Origin of the sequence: Pseudomonas entomophila (assembly GCF_023277925.1) — a bacterium.
Taxonomy (GTDB): Bacteria; Pseudomonadota; Gammaproteobacteria; order Pseudomonadales; family Pseudomonadaceae; genus Aquipseudomonas; species Aquipseudomonas entomophila_D.
In genome coordinates, this window is the sequence record NZ_CP063832.1 from 5556279 (window position 1) to 5578471 (window position 22193).

General features: G+C 63.7%; 20 protein-coding genes and 1 pseudogene. 14 read left to right on the forward strand and 7 right to left on the reverse strand.

Translation table 11 applies throughout. The features are described 5' to 3' along the window. Nucleotides 1–17: 17 nt before the first annotated feature. On the reverse strand, nt 18–320 hold the full coding sequence (locus IM733_RS24650) for an ArsR/SmtB family transcription factor (RefSeq protein WP_011532447.1): 303 nt from the start codon (nt 318–320) through the stop codon (nt 18–20). Nucleotides 321–473: 153 nt separating this feature from the next. Between IM733_RS24650 and IM733_RS24655 the strand changes: the two genes are divergently transcribed. The 3 genes from IM733_RS24655 (at nt 474) to IM733_RS24665 (ending at nt 2082) form a co-directional block, all read left to right on the forward strand. Next, complete coding sequence (locus tag IM733_RS24655; RefSeq protein WP_248918863.1) at nt 474–1067, forward strand: ACP phosphodiesterase; 594 nt, start codon at nt 474–476, stop codon at nt 1065–1067. A gap of 379 nt (nt 1068–1446) precedes the next feature. Then, entirely contained in the window at nt 1447–1689 is a 243-nt protein-coding gene (locus IM733_RS24660) for a hypothetical protein (RefSeq protein ID WP_248918864.1), read from the forward strand. Nucleotides 1690–1812: 123 nt separating this feature from the next. Then, nucleotides 1813–2082 carry a DUF3077 domain-containing protein gene (locus IM733_RS24665; RefSeq protein ID WP_248918865.1) on the forward strand — a complete coding sequence of 90 codons (270 nt, stop codon included), beginning with the start codon at nt 1813–1815 and terminating at the stop codon, nt 2080–2082. Between the two features lie 307 nt (nt 2083–2389). On the opposite strand, the gene IM733_RS24670 is transcribed toward IM733_RS24665, so the two are convergent. From IM733_RS24670 to olsB, 4 genes and pseudogenes are all read right to left on the reverse strand, one after another. Beyond that, nucleotides 2390–2995, reverse strand: coding sequence for a hypothetical protein (locus IM733_RS24670; protein WP_248918866.1), 606 nt, complete (start codon nt 2993–2995; stop codon nt 2390–2392). A gap of 8 nt (nt 2996–3003) precedes the next feature. Next, nucleotides 3004–7703, reverse strand: a pseudogene (locus IM733_RS24675) (RHS repeat-associated core domain-containing protein). A 247-nt stretch (nt 7704–7950) separates the two neighbouring features. Then, complete coding sequence (locus IM733_RS24680; protein WP_248918867.1) at nt 7951–8733, reverse strand: lysophospholipid acyltransferase family protein; 783 nt, start codon at nt 8731–8733, stop codon at nt 7951–7953. Further along, on the reverse strand, nt 8733–9488 hold the full coding sequence (gene olsB / locus IM733_RS24685; protein ID WP_248918868.1) for an L-ornithine N(alpha)-acyltransferase: 756 nt from the start codon (nt 9486–9488) through the stop codon (nt 8733–8735). The genes IM733_RS24680 and olsB overlap by 1 nt, the downstream gene beginning before the upstream one ends. Nucleotides 9489–9631: 143 nt before the next feature. Here olsB and IM733_RS24690 point away from each other — a divergent pair, with 143 nt between their 5' ends. The 7 genes from IM733_RS24690 to IM733_RS24720 all read left to right on the forward strand — a co-directional run bounded on the left by IM733_RS24690 (nt 9632) and on the right by IM733_RS24720 (nt 15220). Continuing rightward, nucleotides 9632–10519, forward strand: coding sequence for an acyl-CoA dehydrogenase (locus IM733_RS24690; protein WP_248918869.1), 888 nt, complete (start codon nt 9632–9634; stop codon nt 10517–10519). A 126-nt stretch (nt 10520–10645) separates the two neighbouring features. Further along, nucleotides 10646–11722, forward strand: coding sequence for a serine hydrolase domain-containing protein (locus tag IM733_RS24695; protein ID WP_248918870.1), 1077 nt, complete (start codon nt 10646–10648; stop codon nt 11720–11722). Beyond that, complete coding sequence (locus tag IM733_RS24700; protein ID WP_248918871.1) at nt 11719–12015, forward strand: amidase; 297 nt, start codon at nt 11719–11721, stop codon at nt 12013–12015. Before IM733_RS24695 ends, IM733_RS24700 begins: the two co-directional genes overlap by 4 nt. 44 nt (nt 12016–12059) lie before the next feature. Beyond that, nucleotides 12060–12641, forward strand: a complete 582-nt coding sequence (locus tag IM733_RS24705) for a YceI family protein (RefSeq protein ID WP_248918872.1) — start codon at nt 12060–12062, stop codon at nt 12639–12641. A gap of 1 nt (nt 12642) precedes the next feature. Continuing rightward, nucleotides 12643–13800: a phospholipase D-like domain-containing protein gene (locus IM733_RS24710; RefSeq protein WP_248918873.1), complete on the forward strand. Its 1158-nt coding sequence runs from the start codon at nt 12643–12645 to the stop codon at nt 13798–13800. Nucleotides 13801–13881: 81 nt separating this feature from the next. Further along, complete coding sequence (locus IM733_RS24715) at nt 13882–14460, forward strand: DJ-1/PfpI family protein (protein ID WP_248918874.1); 579 nt, start codon at nt 13882–13884, stop codon at nt 14458–14460. 169 nt (nt 14461–14629) lie between these two features. After that, nucleotides 14630–15220: a GNAT family N-acetyltransferase gene (locus tag IM733_RS24720; RefSeq protein ID WP_248918875.1), complete on the forward strand. Its 591-nt coding sequence runs from the start codon at nt 14630–14632 to the stop codon at nt 15218–15220. Nucleotides 15221–15311: 91 nt separating this feature from the next. On the opposite strand, the gene IM733_RS24725 is transcribed toward IM733_RS24720, so the two are convergent. Continuing rightward, nucleotides 15312–16835: a fumarate hydratase gene (locus IM733_RS24725; protein WP_248918876.1), complete on the reverse strand. Its 1524-nt coding sequence runs from the start codon at nt 16833–16835 to the stop codon at nt 15312–15314. A 302-nt stretch (nt 16836–17137) separates the two neighbouring features. On the opposite strand from IM733_RS24725, the gene IM733_RS24730 reads away from it, so the two are divergent. After that, nucleotides 17138–18058 carry an iron-sulfur-binding ferredoxin reductase gene (locus tag IM733_RS24730; RefSeq protein ID WP_248918877.1) on the forward strand — a complete coding sequence of 307 codons (921 nt, stop codon included), beginning with the start codon at nt 17138–17140 and terminating at the stop codon, nt 18056–18058. A gap of 99 nt (nt 18059–18157) precedes the next feature. Here IM733_RS24730 and pyk read toward each other — a convergent pair whose 3' ends face one another. Further along, the gene (gene pyk / locus IM733_RS24735; protein WP_011532465.1) at nt 18158–19612 is read right to left on the reverse strand and encodes a pyruvate kinase; all 1455 of its coding nucleotides are present in this window, start codon (nt 19610–19612) and stop codon (nt 18158–18160) included. Between the two features lie 180 nt (nt 19613–19792). On the opposite strand from pyk, the gene IM733_RS24740 reads away from it, so the two are divergent. From IM733_RS24740 to sbcB, 3 genes are all read left to right on the forward strand, one after another. Further along, nucleotides 19793–20179: a tetratricopeptide repeat protein gene (locus IM733_RS24740; protein ID WP_248918878.1), complete on the forward strand. Its 387-nt coding sequence runs from the start codon at nt 19793–19795 to the stop codon at nt 20177–20179. 124 nt (nt 20180–20303) lie between these two features. Beyond that, nucleotides 20304–20663: a PilZ domain-containing protein gene (locus IM733_RS24745; protein ID WP_248918879.1), complete on the forward strand. Its 360-nt coding sequence runs from the start codon at nt 20304–20306 to the stop codon at nt 20661–20663. A 62-nt stretch (nt 20664–20725) separates the two neighbouring features. Further along, nucleotides 20726–22156 (forward strand): exodeoxyribonuclease I, encoded by a 1431-nt coding sequence (sbcB, locus tag IM733_RS24750; RefSeq protein ID WP_248918880.1) that lies wholly within the window; start codon nt 20726–20728, stop codon nt 22154–22156. Nucleotides 22157–22193: the final 37 nt, after the last annotated feature.

A 22193-nucleotide genomic window follows, 5' to 3' on the forward strand; every position in this document is an offset into this window, starting at 1 on the left:
CGGCGGCGTCGCCGCTGTCAGAGCTCTTGGCTCATCTGCTTGAGGAACGCCTGGATGGTGGCCTCGTTGCGTTTGAAGAAATGCCATTGGCCGACCTTCTGGCTGCTGATCAAGCCAGCGCGCTGCAGGGTGGCCAGGTGCGCGGAGACGGTCGACTGCGACAGGCCGCAGCGTTGGTCGATCTGCCCGGCGCAGACACCGTTGTCGGTGCTGTGCTGCTGATCGGGGAACTGCACCGCCGGGTCCTTCAGCCAGGCGAGGATTTCGCGCCGGACCGGGTGGGACAGGGCTTTTATGATTTCGTCGAGATCAATCGGCATGGCGGATTCTCAGGCTGCTTAACGGTATATCGCGATGAGGCGAAATATAAATCGATGGTTCGCGATATACAAATATGAAAGTGTTCTGAGTTGAGGCGTAATCGCTATATCGGGCCGTGACGATGGGGACTGGGCGAGTGCTAGACTGCCGCCATGAACTACCTCGCACACTTGCACCTTGGCGGCGATGCGCCGCAACAATTGCTTGGCAGCCTGTATGGCGATTTCGTCAAGGGCACGCTGGAGGGGCGATTCCCCCCTGTGCTGGAGGCGGCGATCCGGCTGCACCGGCAGATCGACAGCTACACCGACAGCCATCCCTTGGTGCTGGCGGCGCTGGCGCGTTTCCCCCGGGAGCGGCGGCGTTTTGCCGGGATCGTGCTGGACGTGTTCTTCGACCACTGCCTGGCGCGGCATTGGGGCGAGTATGCCGAACAGCCGCTGGCACAGTTCACCGGCGGCTTCTACAAGGTGCTGCTAGCCGAGCCGGAACTGCCAGGCCGGCTGGCGCGGATCGCGCCGTTCATGGCGGCGGATGACTGGCTGGGGGCTTATGGCGACTTCGCCATGCTGGAGCAAGTGTTCCAGGGCATCGCTCGGCGCCTGTCACGGCCGGAAGTGATGACGGGGATGATGGGCGAGGTGGAGCGGTTGTATACGCCGTTGCTGGCGGATTTTCGCGAGTTCTATCCGCAATTGCAGGCGTTCGCCGCGGCGAAGCGCTCCGAATCTCCGGCGAGCTCGTAGGAGCGGCTTCAGCCGCGATCACCGGCAAAGCCGGTGCCATCCCCCATGGTTGGTCACAGTTGCCTTTCAGGCCCGAAAATCAGATTTAACCTCTTTCGTGTAGTCCATTTCCCAAACATACTCCCACCGCCCTTTTTCCGTTGCGGTCGTTCTGGCACGGCTCTAGTCTCGGCGGGTCGCTTGAATCAGCGACCGGCTTTGACAGGCCGACTTCCAAGAGCAACTTCAACTGTTTCGCTTTTCATGGCGGCTGTATGTGGGGCACTTCGTGTGCGCCGGGGTTTTGCTCTTGCTGACCGGTCTGTCAACCCATGTACAGCTGCCACCCTCTTGTTTGACAGCAGACGGTGGTGGTCCCACTCATCAGCAAGAGGTAGTCATGTTAAAAATCGTCCCCGACCCTCCCCACAACCCTCACTCCCTTGAAGACACCCTCATCCAGGCCACCGAGTACGCCCTGTGCGCATTGACCGTGGCCTATCAGGCGGTACTGGCCCAGCCCAGGTCCCCGGCCACAATCCTGATGATGGTGTCGATGCACGAAGTCGAATCGCTGCGCGTGCTGCTCGAGTCGGCGTTGATCCAGGTGCAGATGCCGGCGCAGCCGCGGGTACTGCACTAGGCCCTGGCTAGCCCTGTTCGCCGACAAGCCGGCTCCTACGAAAAACGCCACGCTCCACCTGTAGGAGCCGGCTTGCCGGCGAAAGGGCCCGCCCAGGCCCCCACCACTTCAGGGAGAAAAACAATGACCACAGACGACACCACCCCCAACACCACCGCTGGCAAAACCAAGTTCTACCAAGGCGAAGGCCAGACCGCCCCGTTGTTCTGCATCGAACCCGGCATCCCTTGCCAGCATGCCCGCGAACAGGCCTCGGAACTGATGGGCTGCGTGCGCGACCTGACTATTGCCGGGATCATGGAGGAAAAGCCGCAACTGCTCTGGGCGTCGTACTATCTGAGTGCGCTGGCCAAGGCGCTGATGGATGATGCGGAGCTGGGTATGAGGCATTGAGGCAGGAACGGCTCGGTCTGGGTGTCTTGCAGCCAGTCGGGCTGGGTCGATCATGCAATGCATACATCGTGGGGCGGCAAGTGCCGCCCCTATTGTGCTGTTGTTTAGCCCACTGTGGCTGTGTTCGGATATCGTCTCAGAACTGCGTCGCCGACTGTTTGTGTAGATGCCGGCCAAGACGTCGCAACGGTGGTCAGTCTTGAACTTGCTAGGAATGAGAGTTCGGTCGGAAATTGCCAGATTTTAGCTCAGTACTTCCCGTATATTAACCTGGAAATGCTTGATTTAAATTAAGCATTTCCTTCGTTCATCTAGTTTCTTGGTGCTCGGGTTTTGGTGTGGCTTGGAATCGTTTGTAAAGTGCGGTTTTTAGTTTTCTATAGGGCTTCGGGGCGTCTTCTCTGTTTAAGGGGGAGCTCATGTCGCTTTCGGTTAATGTGCTGGTCACCATTCGAATTGCCAAGTGTTCATGCTCACCAGATTTATCAAGAGAGCTTTCTAGTGTTTCGATAAGATAAGCGCCTCGTGAGCAGGTTTCGTTAAACCTGATCACGTAATAGTCATCTATCGTCATTGCTCCTTCCTTTCGAGTTTCATCAAAGAAGAATTTTAGTGATCTTGATGCTGGCAGGTTCTTTATGAGTGTTGTCAATCTGGCGCGAGGCCCTATTTCGAATGCGTTGCCAATGGGGATTTTCTTATTGAAATATTGTTTATGGAGTATCCAGAGTGGGTTTTTTTTATGAAATATATCTATATAATTTTCATAGGAGTGAAAATCACAGGTCTCGCCAGTCAAGTAATATCCGGCATTCTCCAGTGTTTCCGGGGAGAAGTCGGAAACGCCAAGAAGTTCGGGTTTTTCTACGCAGCCATCGCGCAGAAAAATATCGACAAGTTCAAATAGTTCCATGATTCGCCTCATCGTGCAGGATTCGTTTTCGAAGCATGATGCTTATTCAAGATATCCCTGGTCTTAGCAAGTTCTTCCACTCTATTGGATTTCGGGTTGGCATCGATTCCGGCTTGGGCAGCAGATGCCATTTTCTTGACGTTGCTGGGCTCTTCAAGATACTCAACAATGCACTCGCATGCTTTTTTCCATTCACCAGGCTTCATGTTGCGAGTGGCTGGGTCAACCGGTACAAACTCAATACGCTCACCGGACGCATCGGGAGTCAACCCGATATGTCCTTTTTTGGGGAGGCCAGGGCCTTGGATGTTTACATGGACGCCTCGGTTCATCACATCCCCTCCAGCTGTGTTGCCCGTAACTTTGTGCTCGTTACGTTTGGCTAAGCCTAGCGGGTCGCACCATCCTATTGGGTTAGGTGAGTAAACATAAAGGTTAATACCTCCTGAATACTGAATGATGTCTTGATTTACGAAACGGCCTAGGTGGGGGTCATAGTATCGATAGCGGTTGTAGTGCAGCCCGGTCTCATGATCGTGGTATTGGCCCTGGAAGCGAAGCGGGTTGCTCAGGCCGTGCTGTTTGGCCCACGCCGAGCGCTCCTCCCTCACTTCACCCCACGCCTTGTACTGCCCTGCCCAAGCGATGTGGCCGTGCTCATCGGTCAGCTCCATCGGCGTGCCGAGGTGGTCGCAGTGGTACCAGGCAATCGCGTCGAACGCTTGTGGCTTCACCTCGGTATGCCACAACGGGTCCTGATCGAAGTCATATTCACGCTGACCCCAGTCCGGTTGCTTGTGCAAGCGGATCGGGCTCTTGTGCAGGGCCTGGGCGACCGGCACGAAGCTGCCCGGTTCGTACAGATAGTGCACGGTGCGACCGGTGTCGCCTTCGTCGCGTGGCGGTGAGCTCTCCCAGGCCAGGGTGTCGCCATCCCAGCCAAACAGGGTGAAGCCACAGCCGAGTTCACGTTGGCGCTTGGCCCGTTGCAGCTGGTTCCAGCCGGTGCCCGCTTCCGGGCGGTCCCAGAAGTGCGCCACCGAATGCTTGTGCAAACGCCGGCCCAGGGCGTCGTAGCTGTAGTCGACCTTGAGCTTATCGTCGTTGTAACTGGCCAGCCGGTCGAACAAGTCCCAGGTGAAGTGGGCATGGGCGCCGTTGTGCAGGCGGTGGATCAAATTGCCGCGTTCGTCGTAGCGGTAATGAGTACCCGCGTACTCGCGCAGCAGGTTGTCCATCAGCTTGTTACGCCGTGGATCGGCTTCCAGCGGGCGGTTCAGTTCCTGGGTTTTCTGGTCCAGCAGGTTACCGGCCGGGTCGAAGGCAAAGGTTTCCACGCCCAGGCGGCTGGTGGCCTTGAGCAGGCGACCGACCGGATCGTACTGGTACTCCAGCTGCCCACGACGGCTGTCGTGGATATTGGTCAGCTGGCCGGCGGCGTCATAGCGGTACTGACGCTTGAGCAGCGTGGACTGGCCGTCGTGGCTGCCCAACAACTGTTCCTGCAAGCGCCCGGCCGGGTCCCAGGCCTGGGTCTGCATCAGCTTATTGCCCTGATGCCGCACGGTTTCGCGGTGCAGGTCGTCGCGCTCGTAAGCCAGCATTTCGTGCTGGTCGAGGGTCATGCCGAGCAGGTGGCCGCTGCCGTAGGTCAGCCAGCTGACCTTGTGGCCGTCCGGACGGATCGTTGCAGTGCGCTGGTTGAGGGCGTCGTACTCGTGCTGCCATACCGCAACCATCGGCGTGCCGGTGGCCAAGTAATACTGGTGCTCGCGGGTCAGGTTACCGGCTTCATCGTGGAACCATTGCAGCTTGCTGGCGGCGTTGACGGCCTGGATCAACTGGTCGTTGCCGTCGTAGGCAAAGGTTTCGCTCTGGCTTTGGTTGCCCAGGCGGGCCGTGCGCTCACTCAATCGGCCCATGGGGTCGAAGGTCAGCTCGATACGGCGCTGGCCGACTTGGGTCGAGGCGAGGCGACCGCTGTACGGGTCGTACTGGTAACGGGTGACCAGGCCATCGAAGCCGGTTTCTTGCAGCAGTCGGCCGACCGGGTCGTAGAGGAAGGTGGCCTTGCTGGTGTTCTCGTTTTCCAGCCCGATCAAGCGGCCGAGCTTGTCCCAGCGGTAGTGCAAGGTGTGCTCATTGGCGTCGACGCGTTCGGCAAGCATCCCCGCAGCGGTATAGGACCAGGTGGTGCAGCGGTCGAGCGCGTCGACGTGGGCAGCAGGCGACCTTCGGCGTCGTAGTTGAAACGCTCCTCGGTCTTGTCCGGGTGGGTGACCTTGGCTAGCTGTCCGGCCTGGTACTCATAGGCGGTCTTGTTGTTGGCCGCGTCGGCGAATTCGGTCAGCTGGCCGAAGGCGTTGTACGTCCATTGGCTGGTTTTGCCGGAGCAGTCGGTGTACTCAAGCAACTGCCCGGCATCGTTGTAGGCCAGTGTCTTCTCGTTGCCCAGCGCATCCTTGATCGCCTTGACCAACCCGGCCGGGGTATAGGCGAACTCGGTCTTGTTGCCCAACGGGTCGACGCTCTCGACCAGGTTGCCGCGCTCGTCGTAGTCACGCTGCCACAAGCCCCCCTCGGCATCGCGCAGCTTGATCGGCTGGTCATGATCGTCGTAGGCGTAGTGCACCGTGCTGTGGTCGGCGCGGATGTGCTGCAGCAGGTTGCTGCGTTCATCGTAGGTGTAGCGGTCCTGGCTGCCGTCGGGGTGGACGTGGCGGATGACGTTCTTGCGTTCATCGCGGAATAGCCACTCCTCGCGGCCGTCCGGGTGGATCAGGCGGTAGGTGTAGCCGAGGGCGTCGTAGTAGTGCCAGGTTTCCTGGCCGTGGGCGTCGGTGACATAGGTCAGGCGGATGTTCGGGTCCCAGGCCAAGCGGGTCTCGAAGCTGCCGTCGTCGGCCCACTCGTGGATGGCCTTGGCCTGTGGGCCGCTGCCGTCCCATTCCAGGTTGATGCCGCGCCCGGTGCGGTCGGTGTAGCGGGTCACCAAGTGATGCTGGTACTGGTAGTGCCAGGCGGCGCCGTGCTCGTCCTGGGCGGCGATCAGGTCGCCTTGAGCGTCGTAGTGGTAGCCGCACAGCTGGCGCAGCGGCGTGCCGTCGACCACCTGCCACAGGCCCTGGATATGCCCATGGTCGTCGAGCAGGGTGCCCAGTTGCAGGTGGACTTTTTCGGGGTCGTTGTCGGAGTAGGTGTTGATGTCTGACAGCACCGGGCGGCCGTTGAATTGGTGCTCGTAGTGCAGCATTGCCCCGGCGCCACTGCGCAGCTGGATGTGCGTCAGGTAGAAGCGGTCACCCTGGCGGGCATAGGTTTCGCGGCGGTCCAGGCCACGTAGCACCACCAGTTGCTGCTCGGCGGTGCGTACCAGGCTGAGGTACTCGATCGGATCGTAGTGCGGCTTGCCGACCTTGGGCAGCGGGTAGTCGTGGCTGCGGCCGTCGCTGTCGTGGAACACCACGCCCTTGTCCACGACATCGAGGCAGGTGGTGAACTCGGTGATCCAGCGGACGCCGAGGCTGCCGTCGTCCAGCTTGGCCAGCCGCGAGTTGTACACCCGCGTCCAGTTGACCGGGAACGGCCCGGACAGACTGAAATCCTGATGGGCCAGCGTCTCGTCACCGAGCACATGGCCGATGCTGAAGCCGGTGCAGGCACACGGCCCGTTCTTCGCAGGCTTGGGCTGCTTGTTGGCGCGAACCTGGCTGCGTACCACCTCGGTCGGCCCTTCCGCATGAACATGCCGGGCCTGATGAGTAACGCCGGGGCGGATGGCGACGGCCATGCCTGGGCGGCGCGGGTTGGCCAGCACGGTCTCGAGCAGGCGGGTCAGCAGCCAGGCGATGCTGTTTTCCAGGCCGGCGCTGCCCAGCGCTTCCAGGCGCTGGGGCACGACCTTGGTCAGGTCTTCGAGGGTGCGGATCAGGGGACCCAACAGGGTGTCCAGTTCACCGCTGAAGTGTCGGGCGACGCTGTTGTAACCGTCCTTGAGGCTGCCCTCGGTGGCGTTGGCCAGGGCCGACAGGGCCAGGCGCCAGGCGTCGGTCTCCAGGGCTGAGTCGTACAGCGCCACCTGGGCCATCTGCGCGCGGGCCAGGCGGTGGCTGCTGGCGGCATCCAGGTCGCCACGGGCCGCAGAGTCAATGGTCTTGGCCAGGCTGCTGAACAACAGGCGTGCGGTGTCGGCGGCGGCACTGAGCATCGCCGGCAACTGGGCTAGGGCCTCGCGCACGTAGTGTTCCAGGGCGCCGCGGATATTGGCGTGCAGGTGGCCGTCGATGATCTCCAGGATCACCGCGCCGATGTGCGCGCCGGGGCGGCGGCGCAGGGTCTGGCGGGTCAGCTGCAGCACCGGGCGCAGCACCGTGCGGGCCCGGGATAGGCCAGGCGGATAGGGGACGATACCGATCAGGTTGATGCCCAGGCTGACCCACAGCAGCGGGTCGGGGGAAGGGTTTTCGACCAGTTCGAGGATGTCGATCAGCGCGTCCATGCAGGACAGGGCGTTGGCCATCACCGGCACACTTTCGGCGGCCTGGCGCAGCAGTTGCAGGTCGACCAGGCCGTAGCTGATTTCCTGCAGCCAGTGGTCGACGGACGCGGCGGCGGCGCCGAGGTCTTCGCTGAGGAGGGTGTCGAGGGGAGCGATGGCGATCTGGATTTCGCGCTCGCTGGGCGCGGGCGCGGCGGGTGTAGCAGACAAAGTGAAAGGGCCTTCCTAGGCGGGGGACGTTGAGGTCCCGGGTGGTCCGTGAGGGCGAAATGATACTAAGGCAGGGGCGGTCCGGCCATGGGGGAAACCCTGAGGGGGGTGTGGGAATGCTGAGGGGGCAGCAGGCCTGTGTAGGAGCGGCTTCAGCCGCGATGCAAGCGGCGCGGTGCCTGACACCCGCTTTGCGGGTGATCGCGGCTGAAGCCGCTCCTACAGAGGTCGCGCCGAATCCTGATGCTCAGGCGGCCTTGGCCTGCCGGCGGGGCTCGATCTCCTCGACGCCGAACAACGCCAACTGGATCGCCTGCTGCGCCTGGAACGCCAGCGCGGCGCGTTCTTTGCCCATGCTGCAGATCGGCGGTATCAGGTGGATCACCACCTCGCCCCGGTCATGCCCGAACAGGCGCATCAGGTGCGACACCAGATCGTCCTCGCCAATGAACGGCGCGATCAGGTCGGGCTCGCCCGCGCGCAGGTACTGGATCGCCACCGGCTGCAGCGGCGTGCCCTGGTCGATGGCCCCGGCCAGCAGCCGACCATGGAAGGTGCGCAGGCTGCGGCCATCGGTGGTGGTGCCTTCGGGGAAGATCAGCAGCGGACGAGCCTGCCCCAGCTGGCCAGCGATCTGCTCACGCAGGCGCTGGGCGTCGCCGCCGCCGCGGCGGATGAACAGCGTCCCGGCCTTCTCGGCCAGCCAGCCGGCCACCGGCCAGTGGCGCACCTCGGCCTTGGACAGGAACGACAACGGGGTGAGCATGCCGAGCAGGGGGATGTCGGTCCACGACACGTGGTTGCACACCCACAGCATCGGCCGTTGCGGCAGGGCACCGACCACGCGCACTTCGAAGGGCAGGGCGGCGACCAGGCGCCCCATGAACAGGCGGGTCCAGCGTTGGCGGCGTTCGGTGGAGGCGTTCAGCCCCAGGCGCTCGCCCAGGGCGATGCTGCTGGCCATGGCCAGGCCCAGTACCAGCACCAGGCACAGCCGCAGCAGGCGGGCACTGGCCCGCAGCCGCCGCATCAGACTGCCGCCTTGAAGTGGCGGGCGTAGCGCGGGCAGAGGTCGTCGCGCTTGAGCAGGATGAACACGTCGGCGACCTGGAAGTCCTCGTCCCAGCACGGCTCGCCGCAGATCTTCGCGCCCAGGCGCATGTAGGCCTTGAGCAGCGGCGGCATCTCGGCGATGACGTTGTTCGGCAGGGCCAGGGTGGGCAGCGGGTTCTTCGGCTCGGCGCGCAGGTGCTCGGTGCACAGGTAGCGCTCGCGCAGGCGCTGCATGATCGCGTGGGCCTGCACGCCGCCGTCCTGCATGGGGATGCTGGCGCAGCCCATCAGGTAGCTGTAGCGGCCTTCGTTGAGCACTTCGGCCAGTTCCCCCCAGAGCACGGCGATGGTACCGCCGTTGCGGTAAGCCGGGTCGACGCAGGTGCGGCCCAGTTCGAGGATTGGGCCTTGCAATTGCAGCAAGCCGTGCAGGCTGAACTCCTCTTCGCTGTAGAAGCGCCCCAGGCTGCTGGCGGCCTGGTGGTCGAGCAGGCGGGTGGTGGCGACCAACTGGCCGGTGGCCAGGTCGCGCACGCCGATGTGGCGGCAGTGGATGTCGTAGTCGTCCATGTCCAGGCCGTGTTCGGCGCCCTTGAGCTTGGCCTTGAATTCGGCGCTGAACACCTTGAAGCGCAGGGCCTGTGCTTCCTGCAGGGCCGCGGCGCCGACCAGGCGTTCGGCTTGCAGACGGCGTTCAGTGCTGTTGTCGCCAGAGCGAGCGATCCGAGTCATTGCGAGTCTCCATAAGCCAGCCAAAGGGTTGCGGCCGGTCGGCTTTGTTGTGCAAAGTCAGCCTAGGTACGCGTGGTGTCACCCCTGTGAATCTTTGGTGATGCTTGCGTGACACCCCTCCGCCAGCCCACAAGGAGCGCCCGATGGCCTGGTTGCAACGACTCAACGACCCCCTGCGCCTGCCCTTGGCAACGACTTTGGGCGAAACCTACACGGCCGTGCTCGAACGCCTTGGCGCGGTCGCCCCGTTCGAACTGGCGGTGCTCGGCGGGCGCGCGATGGCCACCCCGGGGCTGGCCTTCCTGCTCGGCTATCAGGCCGCGCTGCGGGTGCTATGGCCCAGCGCGCCGGCCAGCCTGGGCGCGTTGTGCGCCACCGAACGGCGCAGCGTGCGCCCGGCCGACATGCATACGCGGCTCGAGGGGCTGCGCCTGACCGGCAGCAAGGATTTCGTCACGGCCGGCCTGGAAGCTGAATGGTTGCTGGTGGCGGCGCGCAATGAAGGGCAGGGCGAGGCGCCGAGGCTGCAGCTGGCGGTGGTCTATCCGGGGGAGCACGGCGTCACACTTGAAGCCTTGCCGACGCTACCGTTGATGCCCGAGGTCGGCCACGGCCGGTTGTTGCTCAAGGACGCGGCGTGTGAACTGCTGGCCGGCGATGGCTGGGATGCCTACGTCAAACCTTTCCGTTCCCTTGAGGACCTCTATGTGCTCGCCGCCCTGGTGGGCTGGCTGCATGGCGTCGCGCAGGAGTGCGCGTGGCCTCAGGATTTGCGCCTGCGCCTGGTCAGCCTGCTTGCTGGCTGCGCCGAGGGCAGCCGGCAATGCCCCGACAGTGTTGCCTGTCACTTGTTGTTGGGCGGGTTGTTCGCCCAGTTCCAGGGGCTGCGTGGCGAGATCGACAAGGCCCTGGCGGCCGGCCCCGGGCACTGGGCGCAGCTGTGGCAGCGCGACCAGGGTGTGCTGGCGTTGGCCGCCGCCGCCCGCGACAAGCGCCTGGCCAAGGCCTGGACTGCCGCAGGATTGTCATGAATGCCTGAGAGGCTGGGTGATCCTTTGAACCAGGGCCGCAGTGTGGCCCATCGCGGCTGAAGCCGCTCCTACAGGGATCGCGCAAAACCTGTAGGGGGCGGCTTCAACCCCATGCAGGCGATCACCATGAAGGCTCTCTTGTTTGCCCTGGCCATGGCAGCAGGCCCGATCTGGGCCGAGGATTGGCCCACGGCACAGTGGCTGGTCGACGATGCCCGCCTCGATTGGCAGGCTGTCGACAACTACGCTTTCGCGCCACGCGATGCGGCGCGTGGCGGCATTCGTACCGATGCGCTGCTGATCATCCGCGATGGCCGCATCCTGCATGAGCGCTACGCGGCGCCGACCAGCGCCAACACCCCGCACCTGACCTGGTCGGTAAGCAAAAGTGTGCTGGCCACGCTCATGGGGGTGGCCTATGGCGAAGGACGCTTCCACCTGGATGACCCCGCAGCCCGCTACTATCCGGCCTTGCAGGCGTACCCCGGCCCGCGCATCGCCGATTTGCTGCACTGGGCCAGCGGCCTGGCCTGGCAGGAAGACTACGAATACGCGCCGCTGAAGTCGTCGGTCGTGGCCATGCTCTACACCCGAGGCCGTGGCGACATGGCAGGCTTCACCGCAGCGATGCCCGCCGAGAGCCCGCCAGGCAAGCGTTTCCGCTACTCCAGCGGTGATACCAACCTGCTGGCCGCGACCCTGCGCGGCATGCTCGAACCGGGCCGCTACGCCGACTACCCCTGGCAGGCCCTGTTCACGCCGCTGGGCATCACCAGCGCCGTGTGGGAGCGCGATGGGGCTGGCACCTACGTCGGCTCTTCCTACCTGTACCTGAGCGCCCGCGACCTGGCGCGCATCGGCCTACTGATGCAGCGTGAGGGGCGTTGGGCTGAGCGTCGGTTGTTGCCAGCGAGCTGGGTGGCGTTCAACCGAACCCTGTTCACGCTGGCCGAGTCTATCCCCGGCGAGGCCAATCCGGGGGGGCACTGGTGGCTGAACCTGCCGTTGCCTGGCCACCCTGCGCCATGGCCGGATGTGCCGGTCGATACCTTCGCCGCCCTCGGCCATTGGGGTCAGGCACTGTATGTGCTGCCGTCACAGAAGCTGGTGATCGTGCGTTACGCCGATGACCGCGATGGCAGCTTCAGCCACAACGAACTGCTCAAGCGGGTGTTGGCGGCCATGGCCGGGGAGGGGGCATGAAGCAGGCCTCGCTGGTCCTGCTGCTGGCGCTGCTGGGCTGGGGCTGGTATGAGCGCCAGGCGCTGATGGACTTTCCTGGCATCCTCTCGGCCTACTCTGCGAAAGAGTACTGTTCCTGCCGCTTCGTCATGGGCTTCGAGCAAACGTACTGCCGAGGCTATGTGAAGCAGTACCTGGCGCTCAGCCTGCTCGAGGAGGACGCCGCCCGTCGCCAGGTGACCGCCGAGGGCCTGGGTCGGCGCAACCAGGCGGCCTGGCAGGGCGCGCGCGAGGGTTGCCGCTTGCTGCCGTGAAATCGGGCAGGTAAGGTTGACGGCCTTGATTCACAGGATTTCACATGTTCAGAGCGTCCCGTCTGTTGCCCGCACTGCTGCTCGCCCTGTGCCTGCCTGCCCAAGCCAACTGGCACTTGGATGGCGAGTCCTCGCGGCTATCTTTCGTCACCGGCAAGAACGGCAATATCGCTGAGGTGAACCGCTTTTTGGTGCTGCACGGCAAGGTCGACCGCAAGGGCGGCGCCGAGGTGAGCATCGAAATGGACTCGATCAGCAGCGGTATCCCGCTGCGGGACGAGCGCATGCGCGATGGCCTGTTCGAGGTCGAGCGCTTCGCCGAAGGCAAGGTGCAGGCGCAGATCGACCTGCGCCCGATCAACGACCTGGCCAATGGCGCCCAGCTGGAATTGCGCCTGCCGGTGAGCGTCACCCTGCACGGTCAGACCCACGACTACAACACCCTGCTGCTGGCCACCCGCCTGGATGAGCGCCGTTTCCAGGTGGTCACGCTGGAGCCGCTGGTCCTGCGTGCCGCCGATTTCGGGCTGCTGCCAGGCCTGGAAAACCTGCGCAAGCTGGCCGGGCTCAAGTCGATCAACCCGTCGGTGCCGGTGAGCGCGGTACTGATCTTCACCGCCCGCTGATATGCCGGGGCCGGTCTTCCCCTGGCGGGATGGCAACCAGTTCGAGTTGCTGGTCGACGGCCCCGAGTTCTTTCCGTGCATGCTCCTGGCGATCACCCGCGCCGAATTCCAGGTCGACCTGGAGTTGTACCTGGTCGAGGGCGGGGCTTGTGCCGAGGCGGTGGTCGAGGCCCTGGAACAGGCGGCGCGGCGCGGCGTGCGGGTGCGCTGCCTGTTCGACGACTATGGTTCCCTGGCCTTTCCCAGCGTTCTGCGTGAGCGCCTGCTGGCGGCGGGCGTGCACCTGCGCTGGTACAACCGCCTGCGCTGGCGCCGGGGGCTGCGCAACCTCTACCGGGATCATCGCAAGTTGCTGTTGGTGGACGAGCGCTGGGCGGCGGTGGGCGGTACCGGCGTCACCGACGAGTTCTGGACGCCGGGCGAGGCCACCAGCGACTGGCACGAAGTGATGGTGCGCATGGAAGGGCCGGTGGTCACCGACTGGCAACTGCTGTTCGACCGCCAGTGGCACGCCAACCAGCGCCGCACCGCCTGGCGCCCGCCGGAGGGCTTTGGCCTGCCGCGCTTGCCCCAGGTGCCGGCCCAGGGCCAGGGTATGGGCCGGGTGGCCTATGCCGATGCGCGCCAGCACAAGGATATCCTGCACGCCCTGGTGCGCGCGCTGAACAGCGGTCAGCGGCGCATCTGGTTGGCCACCCCGTATTTCCTCCCCACCTTCAGCGTGCGCCGGTCCCTGCGCCGCGCCGCGCAGAAGGGTATCGATGTGCGTCTGCTGCTCACGGGGCCGCGCACTGACCACCCGGCGGTGCGCTATGCCGGCCATCGTTACTACCCGCGCTTGTTGCGTGCCGGGGTGCGGATCTTCGAGTACCAGCCGTGCTTCCTGCACTTGAAGATGGCGGTGGTGGACGACTGGGTGAGCATCGGTTCGTGCAACTTCGATCACTGGAACCTGCGCTTCAACCTCGAAGCCAACGTCGAGGCGCTCGACTCCTCGCTGACCGGCGCCGTGACGGCGAGCTTCGAACGGGACTTCGCCCTCAGCCAGGAGGTCGACCTGGCCCGCTGGCATGCCCGGCCTTTGTGGCGCCGCTTCCAGCAACGCCTGTGGGGCTGGCTCGACCGGGTGGTGGCCAACTGGCTGGACCGGCGCGACTAGCGACTTGCGGCGTATATCGCTTGTCGGTAAAGCGGTCTATCGTGCTGGGATTGTTCCCATGCAACGGAAGGAGTGGATGCGATGACGGCGAAGAAGATTCTCATGCTGGTGGGCGATTACGTCGAGGACTACGAGGCGATGGTACCGTTCCAGGCCCTGCGCATGGTTGGCCACACCGTGCATGCGGTGTGCCCGGAGAAGGTCGCGGGGCAGACCGTGCGCACCGCGATCCATGATTTCGAAGGCGAGCAGACCTACAGCGAGAAGCCCGGGCACAACTTCGCCCTGAACTTCGACTTCGTTCAGGTGCGGGCCGAAAGCTACGATGCACTGCTGATCCCGGGTGGACGGGCACCGGAGTATCTGCGCCTGGATGAGCGGGTGCTGGCGTTGGTCAGGGCCTTCGACAAGGCGGGCAAGCCCATAGCGGCGGTCTGCCACGGCGCGCAATTGTTGGCGGCGGCGGGGGTGCTGGAAGGACGTGAATGCAGTGCCTACCCAGCCTGCGCCCCGGAGGTACGCCTGGCGGGCGGGCGTTTCATTGATATCGCCGTGGACCAGGCCCACGTGGACGGTAACCTGGTTACCGCGCCTGCCTGGCCTGCGCATCCGGCGTGGCTGGCAGCGTTTCTGACGGTGATGGGGAGGATTCCGCGGTGATCGCATAGGGGCGGTGCTGACTTCCCCGTGCTGGGCCGGGCGACAGCGGTGATGGAGAAATACCTGTCGCGCAGGGAAAAGGGCATGGCCTGGAGCGGATGTTAGGGTCTTGATTCAGGCCCGGCTTGACCGAGCGCAACCTCCACATCGATCGAAAAGACCGCCCCGCATGGAAATCCGCCTGCTCCACGGCGCCGCCATCGCGCCTTACCTCGATGACCTCGCTCGTTTGCGCCTGACGGTGTTTCGCGAGTTTCCCTACTTGTATGGCAGCGTTGCCCAGGACGAAGTCGACACCCTGTCTTCCTACACCGAGTCCGGGCGCAGCCTGGTGGTGTTGGCGCTCGACGCAGGCCAGGTGGTGGGCGCGTCCTGCGGCCAGCCGCTGGTCGATGCCGCCGCCGAGCTGCAGCAACCATTCCTGGATCAAGGGCAGGACCCGAACTCGGTCTACTTCTTCGGTGAGTCGGCAGTGCTGCCGGCCTACCGGGGTCGGGGGCTGGGTGTGCGGTTCTTCATCGAACGCGAGTCCTACGCCCACAAGCTTGCCGAGTTCGACTATTGCGCGTTTTGCACGGTCGAGCGCCCTGCCGGGCACCCGCGTCGTCCATTGGACTACAGGCCCTTGCACGGTTTCTGGCGAAACCGCGGCTTTCTGCAGGCGCCGTCTTTGCGCACTTCCCTGCGTTGGCGCGACCTGGACGAGCAGGAGCAGTCCTCCAAGATCTTGTCCTTCTGGCTCAAGGCACTTCCGGTGTGAGGCGCAACCTGGGCGGTCGTTGAGGTGCGGAGAGTGGGCGAAAAAAAACCGCCCCATGAAGGGGCGGTTCCTTTTTTGTGCGAAAGCGCGGTTACTTCACTTCCACTGCCAGGCTTTGGGCGATCTTGCTTTGCCACAGCGCAGGGCCGGTGATGTGCACCGACTCACCCTTGCTGTCCACCGCGACGGTGACCGGCATGTCCTTCACTTCGAACTCGTAGATCGCTTCCATGCCCAGCTCGGCGAAGGCCAGGACCTTCGACTTGCGGATGGCCTGGGCCACCAGGTAGGCGGCGCCGCCGACGGCCATCAGGTACACGGCCTTGTTGTCCTTGATCGCCTCGATGGCGGTAGGGCCGCGCTCGGACTTGCCGATCATGCCCAGCAGGCCGGTCTGCTCGAGGATCTGGCGGGTGAACTTGTCCATGCGGGTGGCGGTGGTCGGGCCGGCAGGGCCTACCACTTCGTCACCGACCGGGTCGACCGGGCCGACGTAGTAGATGAAGCGGCCTTTGAGGTCGACCGGCAGCTCCTCGCCACGGTTGAGCATCTCGACCATGCGCTTGTGCGCGGCGTCGCGGCCGGTGAGCATCTTGCCGTTGAGCAGGATGGTCTCACCCGGTTTCCAGCTGGCGACTTCTTCCGGGGTGATGTCGTCCAGGTTGACGCGGCGGGCGCTCGGGCCGGCTTCCCAGACGATTTCCGGGTAGGCGTCCAGCGACGGCGCTTCCAGCTCGGCCGGGCCGGAACCATCGAGCACGAAGTGGGCGTGACGGGTGGCCGCGCAGTTGGGGATCATGCACACCGGCAACGAGGCGGCGTGGGTCGGGTAGTCCATGATCTTGACATCGAGCACGGTGGTCAGGCCGCCCAGGCCCTGGGCGCCGATGCCCAGCTGGTTGACCTTGTCGAACAGCTCCAGTCGGATCTCTTCCAGGCGGTTCTGCGGGCCACGGGCCTTCAGCTCATGGATGTCGATGGACTCCATCAACACTTCCTTGGCCATCACCGCGGCTTTCTCGGCGGTGCCGCCGATGCCGATGCCCAGCATGCCAGGCGGGCACCAGCCGGCGCCCATGGTCGGGACGGTCTTGAGCACCCAGTCGACGATCGAGTCGGACGGGTTGAGCATGGCCATCTTCGACTTGTTCTCGGAACCACCGCCTTTGGCAGCCACGTCGACTTCGACCTTGTCGCCAGGGACGATCGAGTAGTGGATGACTGCCGGGGTGTTGTCCTTGGTGTTCTTGCGGGCACCGGCCGGGTCGGCCAGGATCGAGGCGCGCAGGACGTTCTCGGGCAGGTTGTAGGCGCGGCGCACACCTTCGTTGATCATGTCGTCGACGCTCAGGGTGGCGCCGTCCCAGCGCACGTCCATACCGACGCGGATGAACACAGTGACGATGCCGGTATCCTGGCAGATCGGGCGGTGGCCGGTGGCGCACATGCGCGAGTTGATCAGGATCTGGGCGATGGAGTCGCGCGCGGCGGGCGACTCTTCACGCAGGTAGGCCTCGTGCATCGCCTGGATGAAGTCGACGGGGTGGTAGTACGAAATGAATTGCAGGGCGTCGGCGACGCTCTGAATCAGGTCGTCTTGCTTGATCACGGTCATGCAGCGCGCTCCTCTTAAAGACGGGAACATTCGAAAAGGCATTCCGACAGTGCACACCTGTATGTCAGGAACGCCTGGCAAGGCGCCGGCTGGTCGGGCCGGCACAAAAAAGGCGCGGCAGTATACCGTGACCCGCCGTGGGAAACACCTGCACGTGGTCTGGACCAAGGTCGGCAGGGCGCGGGCATCCTTCTTGCTGGCGCCGTAGAATGAGAACACCGCTGCCATCGGACGACACCAAACCCGTAGGGGCCGGCTTGTCGGCGAGCCGGTCTGGAAACCGCCCTCACCCTGGAGAACACATGCCTGAACTTTGCGTGGGCGAACACCGTTGGACGGTGTCGAGCGCCAGCAATCTGCTCGACGTGCTCAACGACGCGGGCTACGCCGTGCCCTACAGCTGCCGTGCCGGCAGTTGCCACGCCTGCCTGGTGCGTTGCCTGGATGGGCTGCCCGACGACGCCAAGCCCGAGGCGCTGGCGGTGGACAAGCGCGAGCAAGGCTGGCGGCTGGCCTGCCAGTGTTCGGTCAGCGGCGACCTGCGGGTGGTCTTGTTCGACCCGCAGCGTGACGGGTTGCCCGCATTGGTGCGTGAGTTGGCCTGGTTCGGCGATGTGCTGCGCCTGCGCCTGCAACCTGACAGGCCATTGCGCTACCAGGCCGGGCAGCACCTGGTGTTGTGGTGCGACGATGTCGCTCGGCCCTACTCATTGGCGAGCCTGCCTGGGGAGGAGGACTTCCTGGAGTTCCACATCGATTGCAGCCGTCCCGGTGCATTCTGCGACCGGGCCAGGCAGCTACAGGTGGGCGACGCGATGAGGCTTGGTGAATTGCGCGGTGGCGCATTGCACTATGACCCGGACTGGCACACGCGCCCGCTCTGGCTGCTGGCCGCGGGTACCGGGCTTGCGCCGTTGTGGGGCATCTTGCGCGAGGCGCTGCGCCAGGGGCATCAAGGGGGGATCAGGGTGATGCATGTGGCACGCGATCAGGCAGGGCACTACCTGGCCGAGCCGTTGTTGCACTTGGCGGGTGTGAGGGTCGAGTTGGTGTTGGCGGATCAGTTGGAAGACGCGTTGGCGACGTTGCGGCCGTCTTCACGACAAACGATGGCGCTGGTATGTGGGGCGCCGGGGCGGGTGGAACAGTTTGCGCGGCGGCTGTTCATTGCCGGGGTGCCGCGGAATCAGGTCTTGGCGGATGTCTTCACTGAACATGCCTGATGGCTTTCAGAGCGCCGTGCTGGCCGCTTCGCCGGCAAGCCGGCTCCTACAGGGGAGTATGCAACGTCCGTAGGAGCCGGCGTGCCGGCGAATGCCGGATCAACCGACCAGCGGATCACCCACGTGGAGGATCTTCATGCCGTTGGTGCCGCCGATGGTGTGGTAGCTGTCGCCCTTGGTCAGGATCACCCAGTCACCTTGTTCCACCAGCCCACGCTTGAGCAGTTCGTCGACGGCCGCCTGGCTCACCTTGTCGGCCGGCAGCGAGGCCGGGTCGAAGGCGATCGGGTAGACGCCGCGGAACATCGACGCGCGCGCCTGGGTGGCGCGGTGCGGCGACAGGGCGAAGATCGGCACGTGCGAACGCAGGCGCGACATGATCAGCGGGGTGTAGCCACTTTCAGTGAGGGCGATGATCGCCTTGACGCCTGGGAAGTGGTTGGCGGTGTACATGGCCGCCAAGGCGATGCTCTCGTCGCAGCGCTCGAAGGTGGTGTGCAGGCGGTGGCTGGACTTCTGGTTGGTCGGGTGCTTTTCAGCGCCCATGCAGATGCGCGCCATGGCCTGGACGGCTTCGATCGGGTAGGCACCGGCGGCGCTTTCAGCCGACAGCATTACCGCGTCGGTGTTATCGAGCACGGCGTTGGCCACGTCGGACACTTCGGCGCGGGTCGGCATGGGGTTCTGGATCATCGACTCCATCATCTGGGTCGCCACGATCACCGCCTTGTTGTTGCGACGGGCGTGCTGGATGATCTTCTTCTGGATACCGATCAGCTCGGCGTCGCCGATTTCCACACCCAGGTCGCCACGGGCCACCATCACGGCGTCGGAGGCGGCGATCAGGCCGTCCAGCGTCTCGTCATCGGCCACGGCTTCGGCGCGCTCGATCTTGGCCACCAGCCAGGCGCTACCGCCGGCTTCGTCGCGCAGCTTGCGGGCGTATTCCATGTCCTTGGCGTCACGGGGGAACGATACGGCCAGGTAGTCCAGGTCCATTTCCGCGGCCAGCTTGATGTCGGCCTTGTCTTTTTCGGTCAGGGCCGGTGCGGTCAGGCCGCCACCTTTGCGGTTGATGCCTTTGTGGTCAGACAGCGGGCCACCGACGATCACCACGCAGCGCAGGGCGTCCGCGGTAGCGGTCTCGACGCGCATGACCACGCGGCCGTCGTCGAGCAGCAGCTCGTCACCGACGCCGCAGTCCTTGACCAGGTCGGGGTAGTCGATGCCGACGATGTCCTGGTTGCCTTCGGTCAGCGGGTGGGCGGTGGAGAAGGTGAAGGTGTCACCGACTTTCAGTTCGATGCGCTTGTTGGCGAACTTGGCGATACGGATCTTCGGACCTTGCAGGTCACCCAGCAGCGCGACGTGGCGGCCGTTCTTGGCGGCGATGTCGCGGATCAGGCGGGCGCGGGCCTTGTGCTCGTCCGGCGTGCCGTGGGAGAAGTTCAGACGTGCCACGTCGAGGCCGGCGAGGATCAGCTGTTCGATCACTTCCGGCGAGTTGCTGGCGGGGCCAAGGGTGGCGACGATTTTGGTGCGGCGGATGGACATGCACAGACTCCTATAGTGAAGCGCAGCGAAAGGCTACTCCTGAATCTCGCTGTAGTCATTGTTCCGTTGCACTACCTGTGCACGCGTGTGGGTGGCGTTTGAACGGTCGAGGTATGCTTGCAAATGCCTGTGAAGATTTGTCGAGAAAGGCCGATACACTGCCATCAAAGGAGAATTCCCATGCGCACCCTGATCGTTTTGACCATGGCGGCCAGTGTCGTCGGCTGCACCCGCTGGTCCATGGACCATCACCTGAACAACGCCTACCGCGCTTACGACCGTGGCGACTGCTCGAAAGTGATGCTGGAGCTGTCGCAGGTCGACCGCACCAGCCGCGCCCGCCCGTTCATCCACCCGGAAGTGTCGCTGCTGCGCGGCCAGTGCCTGGAGCGCCAGAAGCTCTTCGTCGATGCGGCGCAGACGTATCAGTACCTGATCCAGCAGTATCCGCGCAACGAATACGCCTACCGTGCCCAGGCGCGCTTGCAGACGCTGGAGAAGCTGGGGCATTTGCGTGGCACGGAAGCGGCGGTGGCCAATCCGGTGAACTCTACACCTTGGCGTTAATGCCAAGGTTTCCATGATTTCATGTAAAGGGTGCCACCGACTGGGCTAATCTGTTAAACATGTTGTATCGATTATCGCCAGTACCTTGTCTTCCTGGCTCCAGGTACAGGAACGCGCTGCGACCATGTTCATCGAACGCCATATCCAACGCCATCAGCTCCCCTGCGTGCTCAAGGTTTTCAACCGCTTCACCGACCAGCAGATCGGTTACCTGGGCAACGCATCCGAAGATGGTCTGATGCTGATCAGCCAGCTACCGGTCCTGGTAGGGCCGGACTTCGAGCTGCAACTGCGCGTACCGCTGGCTGGCGGCGGTCTGCAGTTCATAAACCTCACCGCCAGTTGCCTGTGGTGCCGCGAAGATGAGACCCCCGGGCATTACGATGCCGGGTTCATGTTGCTGCAGGCCCCCCAGGAATATGATGAGTTCGTGCGCTCGTTGCGGGACTTCTTCAGCTTCCGCCCCATGAACGCTTCTGCCTGAACGCTGGCCCAGGCCCCGCACAGCCCGCTAGACTCTGGTCGACCTTGTTACAGGAAGACCCCGTGAGCTCCAGCATCTTCTGGCACGACTATGAAACCACCGGCATCAATCCGCGTTGCGACCGCCCACTGCAAATGGCCGGTGTGCGCACCGATCTCGACCTGAACGAGATCGAGGAGCCGATCAATCTCTACTGCCGCCCTTCGCAGGACATCCTTCCGCACCCGGCCGCCTGCCTGGTGACCTGTATCACGCCGCAACAACTGGCCAGCCAGGGGCTGTGCGAGGCGGAGTTCATGACGCGCGTGCACACCGAGTTGGCGCGCCCCGGTACCTGCGGTGCCGGCTACAACACCTTGCGCTTCGATGATGAAATTACCCGTTACAGTCTCTATCGTAACTTCTTCGACCCCTACGCCCGCGAGTGGCAAGGCGGCAACAGTCGCTGGGACCTGATCGACGTGGTGCGTACCGCCTACGCCTTGCGCCCCGAGGGAATCGTCTGGCCGCAGCAGGACGGGCGCACCAGCTTGCGCCTGGAGTTGCTCAGCAAGGCCAATGGCATCGAGCACGGCCATGCCCACGAAGCGCTTTCCGACGTGCGGGCAACCATCGCCCTGGCCCGCTTGATTCGTGATCGGCAACCGAAGTTGTATGACTGGCTGTTCCAGTTGCGCAGCAAACATAAAGTGATGGAGCAGATTCGTCTGTTGCAGCCTTTGCTGCATGTCTCCGGTCGTTTTTCGGCGGAGCGTAACTATATCGGTGTGGTGTTGCCGTTGGCCTGGCACCCGCGCAATCGCAACGCGCTGATTGTGTGTGACCTGGGTCAGGACAGCGCGCCGTTACTGAAGGAAAGTGCGCAAGTGTTGCGTCAGCGCTTGTACACGCGCCGTGAAGACATGGCCGACGGTGAATTACCGGTGCCGTTGAAGTTGGTGCATATCAATCGTTGCCCGGTCGTGGCCCCGTTATCGGTAATACGTGCCCAAGATCAGCAGCGGCTGGGGATCGATATGTCGACGTTGCAGTCGCATGCTGACCACCTGGCCAATCAGCAGGCGATCTGGCGCGACAAGCTGGATATCATTTATGAAGAAGAAGCCTTTGCCCCGGTGGAGGATCCAGAACAACAGCTGTATGACGGTTTCCTCGGGGATCGTGATCGGCGTTTATGCGAGCAAGTGCGAAGCGTGGATCCAGCTCAACTGGGCCAGGGGCACTGGATGTTCGATGATACGCGCCTGCCGGAATTACTGTTCCGCTACCGTGCGCGCAACTTTGCCGACACGCTTGATGAACAAGAGCTCGCGCGTTGGCATGGGTTCTGTCGGCAACGCCTGAGCGACCCGAAGTGGGGAGCACCCCATACACTCGGCGACTTCGAGGCGGCGTGCCAGAGCAGTTTGGCTAATGCCGACGAGGCCGGGTGTAAGGTGCTGGAGGCTTGGCAGGCCCATGCCGGGCAACTGAAAGTGCAGTTCCAGATCTGAATGCAATGGATAAACAAAAACGCCGGCAAATGCCGGC

Bases quoted from the DNA above. Each gene is read 5' to 3' on its own strand.
- IM733_RS24650 (WP_011532447.1), bottom strand. From the start codon at position 320: ATGCCGATTGATCTCGACGAAATCATAAAAGCCCTGTCCCACCCGGTC.
- IM733_RS24655 (WP_248918863.1), top strand. From the start codon at position 474: ATGAACTACCTCGCACACTTGCACCTTGGCGGCGATGCGCCGCAACAA.
- IM733_RS24660 (WP_248918864.1), top strand. From the start codon at position 1,447: ATGTTAAAAATCGTCCCCGACCCTCCCCACAACCCTCACTCCCTTGAA.
- IM733_RS24665 (WP_248918865.1), top strand. From the start codon at position 1,813: ATGACCACAGACGACACCACCCCCAACACCACCGCTGGCAAAACCAAG.
- IM733_RS24670 (WP_248918866.1), bottom strand. From the start codon at position 2,995: ATGGAACTATTTGAACTTGTCGATATTTTTCTGCGCGATGGCTGCGTA.
- IM733_RS24680 (WP_248918867.1), bottom strand. From the start codon at position 8,733: ATGCGGCGGCTGCGGGCCAGTGCCCGCCTGCTGCGGCTGTGCCTGGTG.
- olsB (WP_248918868.1), bottom strand. From the start codon at position 9,488: ATGACTCGGATCGCTCGCTCTGGCGACAACAGCACTGAACGCCGTCTG.
- IM733_RS24690 (WP_248918869.1), top strand. From the start codon at position 9,632: ATGGCCTGGTTGCAACGACTCAACGACCCCCTGCGCCTGCCCTTGGCA.
- IM733_RS24695 (WP_248918870.1), top strand. From the start codon at position 10,646: ATGAAGGCTCTCTTGTTTGCCCTGGCCATGGCAGCAGGCCCGATCTGG.
- IM733_RS24700 (WP_248918871.1), top strand. From the start codon at position 11,719: ATGAAGCAGGCCTCGCTGGTCCTGCTGCTGGCGCTGCTGGGCTGGGGC.
- IM733_RS24705 (WP_248918872.1), top strand. From the start codon at position 12,060: ATGTTCAGAGCGTCCCGTCTGTTGCCCGCACTGCTGCTCGCCCTGTGC.
- IM733_RS24710 (WP_248918873.1), top strand. From the start codon at position 12,643: ATGCCGGGGCCGGTCTTCCCCTGGCGGGATGGCAACCAGTTCGAGTTG.
- IM733_RS24715 (WP_248918874.1), top strand. From the start codon at position 13,882: ATGACGGCGAAGAAGATTCTCATGCTGGTGGGCGATTACGTCGAGGAC.
- IM733_RS24720 (WP_248918875.1), top strand. From the start codon at position 14,630: ATGGAAATCCGCCTGCTCCACGGCGCCGCCATCGCGCCTTACCTCGAT.
- IM733_RS24725 (WP_248918876.1), bottom strand. From the start codon at position 16,835: ATGACCGTGATCAAGCAAGACGACCTGATTCAGAGCGTCGCCGACGCC.
- IM733_RS24730 (WP_248918877.1), top strand. From the start codon at position 17,138: ATGCCTGAACTTTGCGTGGGCGAACACCGTTGGACGGTGTCGAGCGCC.
- pyk (WP_011532465.1), bottom strand. From the start codon at position 19,612: ATGTCCATCCGCCGCACCAAAATCGTCGCCACCCTTGGCCCCGCCAGC.
- IM733_RS24740 (WP_248918878.1), top strand. From the start codon at position 19,793: ATGCGCACCCTGATCGTTTTGACCATGGCGGCCAGTGTCGTCGGCTGC.
- IM733_RS24745 (WP_248918879.1), top strand. From the start codon at position 20,304: ATGTTCATCGAACGCCATATCCAACGCCATCAGCTCCCCTGCGTGCTC.